The organism is Streptomyces sp. NPDC014882 (genome assembly GCF_043081325.1).
Classification (GTDB): domain Bacteria; phylum Actinomycetota; class Actinomycetes; order Streptomycetales; family Streptomycetaceae; genus Streptomyces.
This window is the reverse complement of record NZ_JBIBWL010000001.1, coordinates 94462-108351: the sequence shown is the minus strand read 5'-3', so window position 1 is coordinate 108351 and position 13890 is coordinate 94462. Positions and strand designations below refer to the sequence as shown.

14 protein-coding genes are annotated in these 13890 nt (G+C 74.1%); 8 read left to right on the top strand and 6 right to left on the bottom strand.

What is annotated here, in order from left to right:
• Positions 1-118 precede the first annotated feature (118 nt).
• Genes ACF09K_RS00405 through ACF09K_RS00390 form a run of 4 tightly spaced genes read left to right on the top strand, consistent with a single transcriptional unit; the run spans position 119 to position 2118 of the window.
• Positions 119-490 (top strand): sortase-dependent protein, encoded by a 372-nt coding sequence (locus ACF09K_RS00405; protein WP_392240266.1) that lies wholly within the window; start codon positions 119-121, stop codon positions 488-490.
• On the top strand, positions 487-1110 hold the full coding sequence (locus tag ACF09K_RS00400; protein ID WP_392240265.1) for a class F sortase: 624 nt from the start codon (positions 487-489) through the stop codon (positions 1108-1110). The genes ACF09K_RS00405 and ACF09K_RS00400 overlap by 4 nt, the downstream gene beginning before the upstream one ends.
• Positions 1107-1598 (top strand): RNA polymerase sigma factor, encoded by a 492-nt coding sequence (locus ACF09K_RS00395; RefSeq protein WP_366059817.1) that lies wholly within the window; start codon positions 1107-1109, stop codon positions 1596-1598. The genes ACF09K_RS00400 and ACF09K_RS00395 overlap by 4 nt, the downstream gene beginning before the upstream one ends.
• Entirely contained in the window at positions 1582-2118 is a 537-nt protein-coding gene (locus ACF09K_RS00390; protein WP_392240264.1) for a hypothetical protein, read from the top strand. The genes ACF09K_RS00395 and ACF09K_RS00390 overlap by 17 nt, the downstream gene beginning before the upstream one ends.
• Positions 2119-2501: 383 nt before the next feature.
• Here the strand turns inward: ACF09K_RS00390 and ACF09K_RS00385 are convergent, their stop codons facing one another.
• Positions 2502-3797, bottom strand: a complete 1296-nt coding sequence (locus tag ACF09K_RS00385) for an SLC13 family permease (RefSeq protein WP_392240263.1) — start codon at positions 3795-3797, stop codon at positions 2502-2504.
• Between the two features lie 106 nt (positions 3798-3903).
• The gene (locus ACF09K_RS00380) at positions 3904-4839 is read right to left on the bottom strand and encodes a hypothetical protein (RefSeq protein ID WP_392240262.1); all 936 of its coding nucleotides are present in this window, start codon (positions 4837-4839) and stop codon (positions 3904-3906) included.
• Positions 4840-5010: 171 nt separating this feature from the next.
• On the opposite strand from ACF09K_RS00380, the gene ACF09K_RS00375 reads away from it, so the two are divergent.
• Complete coding sequence (locus ACF09K_RS00375; RefSeq protein WP_392240261.1) at positions 5011-5535, top strand: hypothetical protein; 525 nt, start codon at positions 5011-5013, stop codon at positions 5533-5535.
• Here ACF09K_RS00375 and ACF09K_RS00370 read toward each other — a convergent pair.
• From ACF09K_RS00370 to ACF09K_RS00360, 3 genes are all read right to left on the bottom strand, one after another.
• Complete coding sequence (locus tag ACF09K_RS00370; protein WP_392240260.1) at positions 5528-6721, bottom strand: serine hydrolase domain-containing protein; 1194 nt, start codon at positions 6719-6721, stop codon at positions 5528-5530. The genes ACF09K_RS00375 and ACF09K_RS00370 overlap by 8 nt on opposite strands.
• A gap of 294 nt (positions 6722-7015) precedes the next feature.
• Complete coding sequence (locus ACF09K_RS00365) at positions 7016-7702, bottom strand: glycerophosphodiester phosphodiesterase (RefSeq protein WP_392240259.1); 687 nt, start codon at positions 7700-7702, stop codon at positions 7016-7018.
• A gap of 38 nt (positions 7703-7740) precedes the next feature.
• Positions 7741-8850 (bottom strand): adenosine deaminase, encoded by a 1110-nt coding sequence (locus tag ACF09K_RS00360; RefSeq protein WP_392240258.1) that lies wholly within the window; start codon positions 8848-8850, stop codon positions 7741-7743.
• Positions 8851-9371: 521 nt separating this feature from the next.
• Between ACF09K_RS00360 and ACF09K_RS00355 the strand changes: the two genes are divergently transcribed.
• Positions 9372-10232, top strand: coding sequence for a DUF4190 domain-containing protein (locus tag ACF09K_RS00355; protein ID WP_392240257.1), 861 nt, complete (start codon positions 9372-9374; stop codon positions 10230-10232).
• Between the two features lie 34 nt (positions 10233-10266).
• Here the strand turns inward: ACF09K_RS00355 and ACF09K_RS00350 are convergent, their stop codons facing one another.
• Positions 10267-10824, bottom strand: coding sequence for an NADAR family protein (locus tag ACF09K_RS00350; protein ID WP_392240256.1), 558 nt, complete (start codon positions 10822-10824; stop codon positions 10267-10269).
• Positions 10825-11035: 211 nt separating this feature from the next.
• On the opposite strand from ACF09K_RS00350, the gene ACF09K_RS00345 reads away from it, so the two are divergent.
• Together ACF09K_RS00345 and ACF09K_RS00340 are read left to right on the top strand one after the other, a co-directional pair.
• Positions 11036-12580 (top strand): gamma-aminobutyraldehyde dehydrogenase, encoded by a 1545-nt coding sequence (locus ACF09K_RS00345; protein ID WP_392240255.1) that lies wholly within the window; start codon positions 11036-11038, stop codon positions 12578-12580.
• Between the two features lie 61 nt (positions 12581-12641).
• Positions 12642-13889 (top strand): spermidine/putrescine ABC transporter substrate-binding protein, encoded by a 1248-nt coding sequence (locus ACF09K_RS00340; RefSeq protein WP_392240254.1) that lies wholly within the window; start codon positions 12642-12644, stop codon positions 13887-13889.
• The last annotated feature ends 1 nt before the right edge of the window (position 13890 follow it).

Sequence of the window (13890 nt, the reverse complement as noted above, 5' to 3'; positions counted from 1 at the left end):
CCGTGTCTCCGCGACGCCGCCCGACTTTGCCGACTCTTTACAACCCGTGCTCCCGCTGTCTCGTCTCTCCGCTCGATCCGTCACGCAGCCCGTGCGGACCGACGAAGGAGAGCGACACATGCGATTCGTACGCCGAACCGGCCTCAGCGCCCTGGCAGTCGCGGGCACCGCCCTGCTGATCGGCGCGGGCCCGGCGCTCGCCGACGGGGGGACGCCCACGCCCGTCCCGTCCGTCCCCGCGACCGCCACCACCCCTGCTCCCACCCGTGCGCCCGCCGAGACGACGCCGGTGCCCGAGCCCACCGTGATGCCGGACGCCCGCAGTCAGGTGCCCGTCGTCCCCCGCGGCGCCGCCGACACCGGTGAGGCCGCGACGGCCGCGCCGTCGTCCGGTACCGACGCGATGATCGGCGGCGGGATCGCCGCGGCCCTCGCCGTGGGCGGCGCCGGAACGTACGTCCTGCGGCGCCGGAGGACGACCGGCGCATGAGCCCGTCCTCCAGGCGCGCCTTCCTCGCCGCGGCCGGCGCCGGCCTGCTCGCCGGCTGCGCGGGCGCCCACCCGGCCGACCGGGCCCCGGACGCACGGCCCGCCGCACCGGTCACCTCCCCGGCGCCGGACCGCCGGCCAGGGGCGGCACGTCCGCTCGGACGTTCGGCGCCCGTCGCCCTGCGGATCCCGGCCATCGGGGTCGACACCCGGCTCGTGCGGCTGGGCCTTCAGGCCGACGGCAGCGTGGAGGTGCCCGCCGTCACGGCCGACGACCGGGCCGGCTGGTACCGGTACTCGCCGACGCCCGGCCAGAGGGGGCCGTCGGTGATCCTCGGCCATGCCACGGTCGGGAAGTACGGGGACGGCGTCTTCCGCCGGCTCCACCGGCTGCGGCCCGGCGACGGGGTCACGGCGCGCCTGGAGAACGGCACGAGTGCGGACTTCGCCGTCACCGCCGTACGGACCGTGGGCAAGGCGGAGTTCCCCACCGCCGACGTCTACGGGAACGTGGACCGGCCCGAGCTGCGTCTCATCACCTGCGGCGGGCCGGTCACCGAGGACGGGTACCGCGACAACGTGATCGTGTTCGCGGTCCTGACCCCGGCGGGAGAGCGGTGAAACGGTCCCGTGAGAGGGCGGCGGCCGAACTCTTCGCCGCCCTCTACCCGCGCCTGGCCGGCTGGTGCCGCCGTCTCGTCGACGACGACGAGACCGCCCACGAGATCGCCTCGGAGGCGTTCACCCGGCTCTGGGCGCGCTGGACGGCGGTCGCCGAACCCCAGGGCTTCCTCTACGTCACCGCGGCCAACCTGGTCCGCGACCACTGGCGCAAGCTCGAACGCGAACGCCGGGCCGTGCGCCGGGCGACCGTGGAGGCCGCGGTGAACCCGCCCGCCCCGCCCGCCGACCCGTCGGTCCGGCTGCTCGTGCAGTCGCTGCCCGACCGGCTGCGGGTGCCGATCCTGCTGCACTACTACGCTGACATGCCGATCCGGGAGGTCTCCGTGCTCACCGGGCGCAAGGAAGGGACCGTCAAGGCCGATCTGCACGCGGCCCGCGAACTGCTCCGCGCACACCTGGGGAGAAGCCTTGATCACGCACGCTGACGACGCCGACGACGGCACGCGCGCCCCCGACGACCCGCTGACCGTCGTCCTGCGGCCTCCCTCCGGCCACCTCGCCCCGCCGCCCGGCCGCTACGAGGCGGTCCGTCGCGGCGCGGTCCGCCGCCGGCTGCTGCGGACCGCGGTGGGGGTGGGCGCGACCTGCGCGGTCGCCACGCTCGTCGTCCTGCCGCTGCGCCCCGGCGGACCGGACGCGCCGGCCGCCCCGACGGCGCCGATGGCCCCGCCCCCCGCGGGCAGCCCGTCGGTCGTGCCGACCCCGTCGACGTCACCGGTGCCCGCCCCGGCCCCCGCCTCCGGGACCCGGGCCCCCGCCACCGCGCCGCCCACGCCCGACCCCGGTCGCACCGGGGTGCGGCAGGGAGCCACGACGTCGCCCTTCGAGTGGCGGCAGGGGGCCACGGCGTCGCCGTCCGAGGAGCGGCAGCGGCCCACCCCGTCGCCGTCCACCGAGCCGACCACCTCGTCGCGCACGCCCTCGGAGCCCGCCACGCGCCGGTGAGCCCGCCTCCGCACGGCGGCCGGGCCTTCCGCTTCCGGGGAGGTCACCGCCGAGGGAGGGGCGGGACGGGGCGGTATCGCGGCGCACAACGGTCACGGGCGGGCGGAGGCGAGGACGGCGCCGAGGGGCGGCCGGAGGTGGGGGCCGTGTCGGGGCGGTGCCGGTGCGAAGGGCTCAGGTGCAGCCGGGGGAGGGGGCGGTCCCGACGCGGTCCGGCCCGGTCAGGCCCGGCCCCGGCCTCGGCCCCGGCCCAATACGGTCCGTCCCGGTCTGGCGCGGTGCGGTGAGTCCCGGTCTGGTGCGGCGAGGCGCGGCCTCGGCCCGGCCCCGGCCCCGGTCCGGCCCGGGTGGCGTACAGCCCGGGGCGGGTTGCCCGATGTCCCTCATCGGGTGAGCGCCAGTGCCCCCACCGACGCCGTCACCGCCGCCACCGAGAGGACCGCGCCCGTTCCCATCAGGCGGCCCAGGGGCACCCGCACGCCGTACGCGTGGCAGCGTTCGTACCAGAGCAGGGTCGCCAGGGAGGCCCACGGGGTGATCAGCGGGCCGGCGTTGGTGCCGACCAGCAGGGCCAGCAACTGGTCGTGGTCGGCCAGGGGGACGGCCGCCTCGCCCGCCAGGTAGACGGGGAGGTTGTTGAGGGCGTTGGACAGGCCCGCGCCGACCGCCGCCGCGCGGAACATGCCCACGAGGCCGTCGTCGTCACCGATCGCGGAGGCCAGCAGGGCGTGCAGGCCGTTGGCGTTCACCGTCTCCACGACCAGGAACATGCCGGGGACCATCACCAGCAGCCGCCACGGGATCAGGGAGAGCCGCAGCGCGGCGCGGTCGCGCACCGCGAAGGCCGCCACGACGACCGCGGCGGCCGTCGCCGAGGCCAGCCACAGCTCCACGTCCGCGACCAGGATCGCCAGCAGGAACCCGCCGCAGGCCAGCGCGCAGGCGCGGAACAGCACCGGGTCGGCGGGCCGGTGCGGACCGGGCGGCGCATAGCGGTCCGGGGAGCGGTCCGCGCCCCGCGCGTCCGGACCGGCCCCGGGCCGTACGTCCGCCGCGAGCGCCGCGCCCGGGCCGGTGCCCGGGGCCGTCCCGCCGGGTTCCGGGGCGCCCCGTCGTCCCCGCCGCCAGTGGAACCCCCACAGGCAGGCCGCCGTCACCGCGATCGCCGCGAGCTGCGGGGCCCACATGCGGCCCGCCAGCCCCAGCGGGGACAGCGCGACCCGGTCCGCCGCCAGCAGGTTCGTCAGGTTGGAGACGGGCAGCAGCAGGCTCGCCGTGTTGGCGAGCCAGACCGTGGTCATCGCCAGGGGGAGGGGCGCGATCCCGACGCGGGCGGCCATCGCCAGCATCACCGGGGTGAGGAGGACCGCCGTGGTGTCGAGGTTCAGGGCGATGGTGGTGACGGACGCGAACGCCACGCAGAGCGCGAAGAGGAGCGGGTACCGGCCCCGGCCGGCGCGGGCGATCCGGGCCGCGACCACGTCGAAGACCTCGGCACGGGTGGTCAGCTCGGCCAGCACGATCACCGTGCCGAGGAACGCCACCAGCGGGGCGACACGGGTCGTCGCGTCCGCGGCCGAACCGGTGGGGAGCAGCCCGGTGGCCACGCAGACCAGTCCGGTCGCCAGGAGGCCGATCGCCACCCGGTCCAGTACATGAAGACGTCGCAAACCGAACACGCCCGAAAGGGTCGCACATCCGTGCCCCGCCGGTGCCGGAGGTGCCCGGCGGCGGACGGACCAGCGGCCTCGGGCGGCACGCGGGGGAGGAGCGTGCCGGGCGGGCTCAGTGGCCGTGCGGGGTCTCCTCGTGGGCGCCGGAGCCGGTCCCGGCCGCCGGTGCGGCGCCCGCCCGTACCGTGAACGCCGCGGTGCGGACCGTCCCGTCGACCTTGAAGTCGAGGAACAGCCGGTAGGTGCCGGTGCTGGGCGCAGTGGCCGCGAACGAGACCTCGGGCCCGGACGTCCCGTCGCCCTCGGCCTCCTCGTGCGGGTGGACGTGCAGGTAGGCCAGGTCGCCGGAGCGCAGGGCGACCAGGTGGCCGTAGGCGCCGAGGTAGGGCTCCAGGCCGGTGACCGGCCGGCCGTCCCGGCGCACGGTGAAGGCCAGGTCGCTCTCGCCGCCCGCGGCGAGCGTGCCCTCCAGGGTGACGGTGTAGCCGTCGACGGTGGTGGTCGCCGCGGGCGCCGGCGCCGGGCTCGCCCGGTACGGCCCGGTGACCGACAGGTCGGAGCCGAGGGTGAGGCCCTCGCTCCCGGCGGCCGGCACGAAGTCCGCGAAGACGCGGTAGCCGCCCGCGGCGGGCAGGTCCACCGGCGTGCTCCAGGTGCCGTCGGCGGCCCGGACGGGATGCAGGTGGCGGTACGTCGTCAGCTCGCGTGAGGCGACGATCAGGTGCAACTGCTTGCCGTGCGCGGTCTCGTAGCGGGTGACGGGGTCGCCGTCGGCGTCCCGGACGACGAAGCGCAGGCTGCTCTTCCCCGCCGGTACGGCGGTGGTCTCCAGGTCCAGGGAGTAGCCGTCCTGGGAGACCTGGAGGCCGGCCGGGAGGAGGTCCCCGGACGGGGGCTTCGCGGCCGGCTCCGGGCTGTGGCTCTCGGCGTGTCCGGCGGTCGTCGTCCGCGGGTCGGCCGGACCGAGCGCCGTGCCGACCCCGTAGGCGGTGCCGAAGGCCGCGGCCAGCGCCGCCGTGAACGCGCCGATCTTCTGCAGGGGGTTCATACCGGGCTCCCGACTCGTCTCTCTTCGCCTGTCATGGATACCCACGGGGGGTATCCATGACGCAGCTTATACCCCCCATGGGTATGACGGGAAGGCGGGTCGGCGCGGCGGTACCGCGACGAATGCCGACGTTTTTTGAACATGTTCAACTCATCGGCGTACGCTGCCCGCATGAGCGACAGAGCCGCCCTTCTCCGGGGCATCCGAGTCTGGCTTGCCGTCTTCGTCGTCTGCCTGGTGCTCAGCGGCGCCACGGCCTTCCCCCTGGTGCACGAACTGCGCTGGACCGAGGACCTGTTGCGGGCCCTGTCCGTGCCGGAGCACCTGCCCGCCCTCATGGACTGGATCGTGCGGGTGCGGCAGGGGCTCGACGTCGTCGACGCCGAGTACCCCTTCGTGCTCTACGGCACCGACTGGCTGGCCTTCGCGCACCTCGTCATCGCGGTCGCCTTCTACGGCCCCTACCGGGACCCGGTCCGCAACGTCTGGGTCGTCGAGTTCGCGATGATCGCCTGCGCCGGGATCATTCCGCTGGCCCTGATCTGCGGGCCGATCCGCGGCATCCCCTTCTGGTGGAGCGTGCTGGACATGTCGTTCGGCGTCTTCGGAGTGATCCCCCTGTACGTCGTGCGGCGGAAGATCAAGCTGCTGGAGGCACTCACCGGCCCCGGCACCCGGACCCCGGCGACTACATGAGTGCGGCGAGGGCGATGCGCTCGGCCACCGGGTTCATCCCCTCGCCCTTCGCGTCCGTCGCATTGACCGAGTGGACGAGGGTCCGGCTCAGGTCCCGGGTCCCGGCGACGATCGCGTTGTAGCCGTACCGGCCGCCCGTCTTGAGCCAGTAGACCCGGCCGCCGTACTCGAACCGCTGGAGCCCGGCGCTGTAGGTGGCCCCCTCGACGCGCGCCGGCAGCGTGAACATCTCGCGCAGTTGGGGCCGGGGCACGATCCGTCCCCCGAACAGGGAGGTGAGCAGGCGCTCCAGGTCGGCGGTCGTGGAGATCATGTCCCCGGCCGCGAACCGGTCCGCCTGGTTCCACTCGGTGACGTCGACGAACCCGGTGCTCCCGTCGGCCTTCCTGACGACCTGATAGCCGCGGTTGTGCGGGCCGGCGATGCGCGGGTCGGTGCCGGGGAAGTACGTGTCGCGCATCTCGGCGGGCGCCAGCACCAGCGCGGTGGCCGCGGAGGCGTACGGCCGCCCGGTCACCTTCTCGATCAGCAGGCCGAGGATCGTGTAGTTGATGTTGAGGTAGTGCTGCTTCCGGCCGGGCCGGAACTCCGGTCCCTTCGCCGCCGCCGACGCCACGACCGTCTGCGGGGTGAGCGTGTCGAAGCGGTGGGCGTACAGCTCGGCGAAGGTGTCGCCGAGACCGTCGCCGGCCGGGATGCCGCTGGTGTGGTTCAGCAACTGCCGTACGGCGACCGGCCGGAAGTCCCCGCCGAGGAGACCGGGCAGATAGTGCTGGACGGGCCGGTTCAGGTCGATCTCACCGCGCGCCGCGAGCTTCAGCACGGCCGCCGCGGTCACCACCTTCGTCACCGAGCCGGCCCGGAAACGGGCGTGCGGGTCGGCGGGACGGCCGCTCGCCAGGTCGTGCACGCCGGCGCTGCCCCGCCAGGTGCCGGCGGTGCCGCCGACCCGGACCAGGGCCGCCGTCGCGTCCGCGTCCGGCAGCCCGGCGACCGCCTCGCGCAGGGCCCGCGCGTCGAGGCCGTCGGGACGCGGTTCGGCCGGGGTGGACGCGGCCGGAGGGGGCGAGGTCTGAGCGGACGCGGCCGGGGCGGGCGAGGCGACGGCGGGGACGGCCAGCGGGCCCGCCCCCAGGGCGAGCACCAGGGAGGTGGTGAGGGCGACGGTACGGCGGCGAGCGCTCATGCGGGGAGGCTCCTGGGGGATCGGCGACGGATGCGTGATCATCCTGCGGCCTCCCGGTGGCGGCCGGATCGTCACCTGGGAGGGCATCCGACCCCGGTCTGTCCCGGAGCAAGTGGCCGATGTGGCAGGGGTGTTGTCGGGGGCCGCCCCTAAGGGGACCGGCAGTCGGCCCGCTCCCGCAGGCGGCTCGCCCGCCGTCTGCTCGCTCCTGAGGCCGGCCCGCTCCCGCAGCCGGTCCGTCCGCCGCCGGCCCGCTCCCGCTCCGTCGCCGGCCCGCTCCCGCTCCGCCGTCGGTCAGCCCTCGTCGCGGAGGGCGCGCAGGAGGTCGATGCGGTTGGTGGTGATCGAGTCGACGCCGAGGCCGATGAGCCGGCGCATGGAGCGGCGGGTGTCCGGGGTCCACACGGACAGCAGCAGGCCGTCCCGGTGGATCCGGTCGACCAGATCGCGGTCGACGAGGGGGAAGCGGTAGTTGAGCCAGCGGGGCTCGACCGCCGCGAGCAGGGCGGGCCGCGGCGGTGCCAGGCTCGTGCAGGTCAGGGCGATCTCGGCGGACGGGTCGGCGGCCCGGACGGCGAGCATCGCCCCGGCGCCGGCGCAGTAGTAGACGCGCTCCGCGGCCCCGGCCTCGCGGACTGCGTCCACCACCCGGCGCGCCGTCCGCACCTCCCGGGTGCCCGGCAGGTCGATCATCACCCGGCTGTCCCCGGTCGCCGCCAGCGCCTCCGCCAGCGTCGGCACCCCGCCCCCGGTCAGCCCGCGGACCTCGGCCGCCGACAGCGACAGCAGCGGCCGGTCCTGCCCCCACAGCCGCTTCAGCGTCTCGTCGTGCAGCAGCACGGGCACGCCGTCCCGGGTGAGCCGTACGTCGATCTCGACGGCGTCCGCGCCCCGGTCGAGCGCGGAACGCAGCGAGTCGAGGGTGTTCTCACGGACGCGGTAGGGGTCGCCGCGGTGGGCCACGGCAGTCACGGTCTGCATGGGCCCATTGTGGTGCCGGCCGGGGAGCGGGGCGGGCGTCAGGGTGCCAGCCACTCCGCGGTGTACCTGTCGATCTCGGCGGCGATCCGCGCCTTGCCCGGCCCGTCGAGGAAGGACGCCTCGACGGCGTTCTTCGCGAGGTCGGCCAGCCCGCGCTCGTCCAGGTCGAGGAGGCGGGCGGCGACCCCGTACTCGCTGTTCAGATCGGTGCCGAACATGGGCGGGTCGTCGGAGTTGATCGTCACCAGGACGCCCGCCGCGACGAAGTCCCGGAGCGGGTGCTCGTCGAGGGTGCGGACCGCGCGGGTGGCGATGTTGGACGTCGGGCACACCTCGAGCGCGACGCGGTGCTCGGCGAGGTGGGCGAGGAGCTTCTCGTCCCGCGCGGAACTGGTGCCGTGCCCGATGCGCTCGGCGCGCAGGTGGGTCAGGGCGTCCCACACCGTCTCCGGTCCGGTGGTCTCCCCGGCGTGCGGCACGGACCGCAGCCCGGCCGCGATCGCCCGGTCGAAGTAGGGCTTGAACTGCGGGCGCGGCACGCCGATCTCGGGACCGCCGAGGCCGAAGGAGACCAGCCCCTCGGGGCGCAGCCGGTCGTCGGTGGCCAGTCGCGTCGTCTCCTCGGCGGACTCCAGGCCGGCCTCGCCGGGGATGTCGAAACACCAGCGCAGGATCGTGCCGAACTCCGCCTCGGCCGACTTGCGGGCGTCCTCGATCGCGTCCATGAAGGCACGCTCGTCGATGCCGCGGCGGGTGGAGGAGAAGGGGGTGATGGTCAGCTCGGCGTAGCGCACCTGCTGGCGGGCCAGGTCGCGGGCCACCTCGTACGTCAGCAGCCGGACGTCCTCCGGGGTGCGGATCAGGTCCACGACCGAGAGGTAGACGTCGATGAAGTGCGCGAAGTCGGTGAACGTGAAGTAGTCGGCCAGCGCCTCCGGGTCGGTGGGGACCCTGGAGTCGGGGTGGCGGGCGGCGAGTTCGGAGACGATCCGCGGGGAGGCCGATCCGACGTGGTGGACGTGCAGTTCGGCCTTGGGCAGGCCGGCGACGAAGGCGTTCAGGGTCAAGGGGTCCTCCCCGGGACGGCACCCCGGGCCACGTGGGCCGGCGGGGTGCGGGTGATCGGCTGATCGGTGGGACGGCATCATCGTAGGCGGACGGGTCCGGGAGGAACGAGGGCGCCCGCGGACGAGGCCGGGCCACCGGTCCGGGCGGACCCGCGGCGGCAGGCCCGTGCGGTGTCGGGACCCATGCGGTGTCGGGCCCCATGCCGTCGGGACCCGTGCGGTGTCGGGCCCCGTGCCGTCGGGACCCGTGCGGCGTCGGAACCTGCCCCGTCGGTTCGGTGGTGCCAGGCCCTGCGGCTCCAGGCCTTGTGCTCCCAGGCCTTGTGATCCCAGATCTTGCGGTCCCAGACCCTGGGCCGTCGGCGCCCGGGGCGTCGGGACGCCCCCGCCTCGCGGCCTGTCCGGCCATCCGGCCTGTCCGGCCATCCGCCCTGTCCGTCTCGCACCACCCCGCACAGAACCTCCCCGCCTCGCACCGTCCGCCCTGTCCGCACCACCCTGTCTGCCCCGCTCCGCACCGTCCTCTCCGCCCCGGGCCGGACGACGGGGCGCGCCGGACAGGCCCTAGCATGGCGGGACGCATGACAGAGGGGGTCCCGCGCATGTCCGACGACGCACCCGGTGGTCCGGCCGGCAACCCGTCCCACGACCCGTGGACCGCGCCGGGCTCCGTGCCCGAGGGGACGGAAGGGCCGCAGTACGCCCACGTGCCCCTGGACAAGCCGGCCGCGCCGGCCGGGGGGAGTGCGTCCGACGGCCCGGCCGCGCAGGCCACGACCGCGTCCGGCCCCGTCCCCACGGCCGGCCTCTGGCCCGCTCCCGCCCCAACCCCGGCCCACGGCTCCGGCGTCACCATCGCCGCCGGTGAGGTGCCCACGCCGCAGGAGCACGCGCCGCCCTCCGTCCACGACCAGCAGACGATGACCTCGCTGCCCGGCGTGACACCGGCCCCCGCGGCCGGCACCGCACCGGGCGACGCCCCGTTCGCGTCCTTCCCGCCGCCCCGCCCCGGTACCGCGTCGCCCGGCGGGACGGCCCCCGGCCCCTTCGCCCCGCCCGCCGACGGTGCTGTCCCGCCCCCGCCGATATCCCCCGACGGCCCCGGACAGGTTCCCTACGGCTACCCCGGCGGCTACGGCCCCCCGGGCCCGCCCGGCTACGGCGCCACCCCGAGCCACGGCGGTCCCGCCCCCTACGGGTGGCCCGGCATGCCGCCGGCCCCGAGCAACGGCATGGGGATCACGGCGATGGTCCTCGGCATCGTCGCCGCCGTGGGCTTCTGCCTCTGGCCGGTCGCGATCGTCGTGGGCGTCCTCGCCCTGATCTTCGGACTGATCGGCAGGAGCAAGGCCAACCGGGGCGAGGCCACGAACCCCGGGCAGGCCCTGGCCGGCATCATCTGCGGGGCCGTCGGGCTGGTCCTCGGGGTGGGTCTGGCCGTCCTGATCATCGTGGGACCGTAGGACCGGCACCCCCTCCCGTCCCGCTCCGGCCCGCTCAGGCCTCCCGCAGCAGCGGTCTCGCCTCCATCAGCGCGAAACCCAGCAGGTTGAGGCCCCTCCAGCGCTCCGGGTCCGCCGCGGCCGCGTCGTCCGCGGCGAGACCGATGCCCCAGACGCGGTCCACGGGGCTGGCCTCCACCAGCACGCGCTCGCCCGTGCCCAGCAGGTAACCCCGCAGCTCCGGGTGCGCGCCGAACTTGTGGACGCTGCCTTCGACCACGATCCGGAACCGCTCCCGCTCCCACACCGCCTCGTCGAAGCCGCGCACCAGCCGCCCGGCCTTCTTGGCCTCGGAGGGGTGGCCGGCGGCCAGCACCCGCCGCTCCGCCTCCGCGTCACCGAACAGACGTGCCTTGCTGGCCATCATCCAGTGCTCGGCCGTGCGGTACTCCACACCGGCCACGGTGAAGGGGGACGGCCACCACTGGCTCAGGCAGCTCGCACCCACCCGCCCGTCGGGCCGCGCACGGTGGCCCCAGAAATGCAGATACTTGATTCTCGCCCCCGTGCGGACCTCCTTGATCAGGGCTTCCCGGGAATCGATCTTCGCCATGCATTCCACTGTGGCACGCGCCACTGACAGTGCGTCTCGCCTTTTCCGGCTCGACTCGACACCTGGTCGACAGATTCCGTCGCGTAACCAAAAGGCAACAACGGAATCACTTGTTGGAGTCCTATTGCTCTGTCAGGATCGGCACTCAAATCAGGCTGGAGCTACGTCACCCGCCCCCGTGGACATCGGGGCGAAGGCGGAGGAGAGCGACATGCAGAACCCGGGAAGCACCACCCCGGACCCGGTCGGCCGGTTTCCCGCACGGGAACGTTTCGCGGACGGCGCCCAGTACATCGCGGGCCGCCTCCGCGAGGGGACGTCCGGCCGCGCGCACGCCGTGACCGACCCGGCCACCGGGGAAGAGGTCCTCACCTACGAGCTGGCCGGGGCGGACGACGTCGACGCGGCCGTGGCCGCCGCCCGGGCCGCCTTCCCGGCCTGGGCGGGCGCCACCCCCGGCGAGCGCTCCGACGCCCTGCACCGCTTCGCCGCCGTCCTCGCCGACCACGCCGAGGACCTCGCCCGCGCCGAGTCCCTCCAGTGCGGCAAACCGCTGAAGCTGACCCGCGAGTTCGACGTCCCCGGGACCATCGACAACACCGCCTTCTTCGCGGGAGCCGCCCGGCACCTGCAGGGCCGGTCGGCCGGCGAGTACTCCGGCGACCACACCTCGTACGTGCGGCGCGAGCCCGTCGGGGTCGTCGGCTCGATCGCCCCCTGGAACTACCCCCTCCAGATGGCCGCCTGGAAGATCCTCCCGGCGATCGCCGCGGGCAACACCATCGTGCTCAAGCCCGCCGAACTCACCCCGCTCACCAGCCTCCTCTTCGCACAGGCGGCGACCGCGGCGGGCATCCCCGACGGCGTGGTCAACATCGTCACCGGGACCGGGCGGGAGGCGGGCGAGCGCCTCGTCGGCCACCCCGACGTGGCCATGACCTCCTTCACCGGCTCCACGGCCGTCGGCCGGCGGGTCGCGGAGATCGCCACCGCCACCGTGAAGCGGCTGCACCTGGAACTGGGCGGCAAGGCGCCCTTCGTCGTCTTCGACGACGCCGACCTGGACGCCGCCGTGCAGGGCGCGGTCGCCGGCTCGCTCATCAACACCGGGCAGGACTGCACGGCTGCCACGCGCGCGTACGTGCAGCGGCCCCTCTACGAGGCGTTCGTCGAGAGGACGGCGGCCCTCATGGAGACCGTCCGGCTCGGCGACCCCTTCGCCGCGGGCACCGACCTCGGACCGCTGGTCTCGCACGTCCAGCGCGACCGGGTCGCCGCCTTCGTGGACCGGGCACGCGGCTACGCGCGCGTGGTGACCGGCGGCGAGGTCCCCCAGGGAGATCTCAAGAACGGCGCGTACTATCTCCCCACCCTGGTCGCGGACGCCGCGCAGGACAGCGAGATCGTCCAGTCCGAGATCTTCGGGCCGGTCCTCGTGGTCCTCCCCTTCGACAGCGACGACGAAGGCATCGCGCTCGCCAACGACACGCCGTACGGCCTGGCCGCCTCGGCGTGGAGCCGGGACGTCTACCGGGCGAACCGGGCGACGCGCGAGATCAAGGCCGGGTGCGTGTGGGTCAACGACCACATCCCGATCATCAGCGAGATGCCCCACGGCGGGTACAAGGCGTCCGGCTTCGGCAAGGACATGTCCGCGTACTCGTTCGAGGAGTACACCCAGATCAAGCACGTCATGTTCGACAACACCGCGGTGGTCCGCAAGGACTGGCACCGCACCGTCTTCGGGGACCGCTAGTCACCTAGTCACGCATCCGGCCGCCGACCAGGCCGAACCCTCCCGAAAGGGCACCACGCGCATGGAGCAGTACGAGCCAGACCGCCTGACCCCGCCCCAGGCGGCCGCCATACGACGCAGCCTCCGGAGCGGCAGGGCTGCCATGACCCGCAGGTCGCTGCTGCGCGCCTCGGCGGGCGGCGCCCTGGCCCTGGGCGGCCTCGGGGCGCTGAGCGCCTGCGGGATCCCCGCGGCCGGCAGGACCGAGGGCGGCACGTCCGCCGAGGACCACTCGGAACGGGAGAAGACCGTCAGCTTCTCCAACTGGACCGAGTACATGGACGTCGACGAGGCGGGCAAGCACCACCCGACGCTCGACGCGTTCACGAAGCGGACCGGGATCAAGGTCGAGTACACCGAGGACATCAACGACAACAACGAGTTCTTCGGCAAGGTCAAGCCGCAGCTCGCCGCGGGCCAGGACACCGGCCGCGACATCGTCGTCCTCACCGACTGGCTGGCCGCCCGCCTCATCCGCCTCGGGTGGGTCCAGAAACTGGACCCCTCCCACCTGCCGCACGCCTACGCCAACCTGTCGAGCCAGTTCCGCAGCCCCGACTGGGATCCCGGACGGGCCTACTCCTACCCCTGGCAGGGCATCTCCACGGTCATCGCCTACAACAAGAAGGCGCTCGACGGCATCGAGGTGAAGTCCGTCTCCGACCTGCTCGACAACCCCAGGCTCAAGGGGCGCGTCGGGTTCCTCACCGAGATGCGCGACAGCATCGGCATGACCCTGCTGGACATGGGCAAGGACCCGGGGAAGTTCACCGACGACGACTACGCGGCGGCGATCGCCCGGCTCCAGAAGGGCGTCGACAGCGGCCAGATCCGCCGCTTCACCGGCAACGACTACACCTCGGACATCACCAGCGGCGACTTCGCCGCCTGCATCGCCTGGGCCGGTGACGTCGTCCAGCTCAAGGCCGACAGCCCGGACATCGACTTCCTGATCCCGGACAGCGGCTACATCACGTCCAGCGACAACATGCTGATCCCCAACAAGGCACGTCACAAGACGAACGCCGAGCGGCTCATCGACTACTACTACGAGCCGCGGCCGGCCGCCGAACTCGCCGCCTACATCAACTACGTCTGTCCCGTCGACGGCGTGAAGGACGAACTGGCGAAGATCGACGAGGACGCGGCGAACAACCCGCTGATCATCCCCGACAAGGCCATGCAGGCCAAGTCGCACGCCTTCCGCTCGCTGAGCGCGAAGGAAGAGACGGCTTATGAAGCGCAGTTCGCGAAGCTCACTGGGGCGTGAC

What these genes read in the sequence shown, in the direction of transcription:
- ACF09K_RS00370 (WP_392240260.1), bottom strand. Translation starts at nt 6,721, where the DNA reads ATGAGCGCTCGCCGCCGTACCGTCGCCCTCACCACCTCCCTGGTGCTC.
- ACF09K_RS00375 (WP_392240261.1), top strand. Translation starts at nt 5,011, where the DNA reads ATGAGCGACAGAGCCGCCCTTCTCCGGGGCATCCGAGTCTGGCTTGCC.
- ACF09K_RS00345 (WP_392240255.1), top strand. Translation starts at nt 11,036, where the DNA reads ATGCAGAACCCGGGAAGCACCACCCCGGACCCGGTCGGCCGGTTTCCC.
- ACF09K_RS00400 (WP_392240265.1), top strand. Translation starts at nt 487, where the DNA reads ATGAGCCCGTCCTCCAGGCGCGCCTTCCTCGCCGCGGCCGGCGCCGGC.
- ACF09K_RS00360 (WP_392240258.1), bottom strand. Translation starts at nt 8,850, where the DNA reads ATGATGCCGTCCCACCGATCAGCCGATCACCCGCACCCCGCCGGCCCA.
- ACF09K_RS00350 (WP_392240256.1), bottom strand. Translation starts at nt 10,824, where the DNA reads ATGGCGAAGATCGATTCCCGGGAAGCCCTGATCAAGGAGGTCCGCACG.
- ACF09K_RS00405 (WP_392240266.1), top strand. Translation starts at nt 119, where the DNA reads ATGCGATTCGTACGCCGAACCGGCCTCAGCGCCCTGGCAGTCGCGGGC.
- ACF09K_RS00365 (WP_392240259.1), bottom strand. Translation starts at nt 7,702, where the DNA reads ATGCAGACCGTGACTGCCGTGGCCCACCGCGGCGACCCCTACCGCGTC.
- ACF09K_RS00380 (WP_392240262.1), bottom strand. Translation starts at nt 4,839, where the DNA reads ATGAACCCCCTGCAGAAGATCGGCGCGTTCACGGCGGCGCTGGCCGCG.
- ACF09K_RS00355 (WP_392240257.1), top strand. Translation starts at nt 9,372, where the DNA reads ATGTCCGACGACGCACCCGGTGGTCCGGCCGGCAACCCGTCCCACGAC.
- ACF09K_RS00340 (WP_392240254.1), top strand. Translation starts at nt 12,642, where the DNA reads ATGGAGCAGTACGAGCCAGACCGCCTGACCCCGCCCCAGGCGGCCGCC.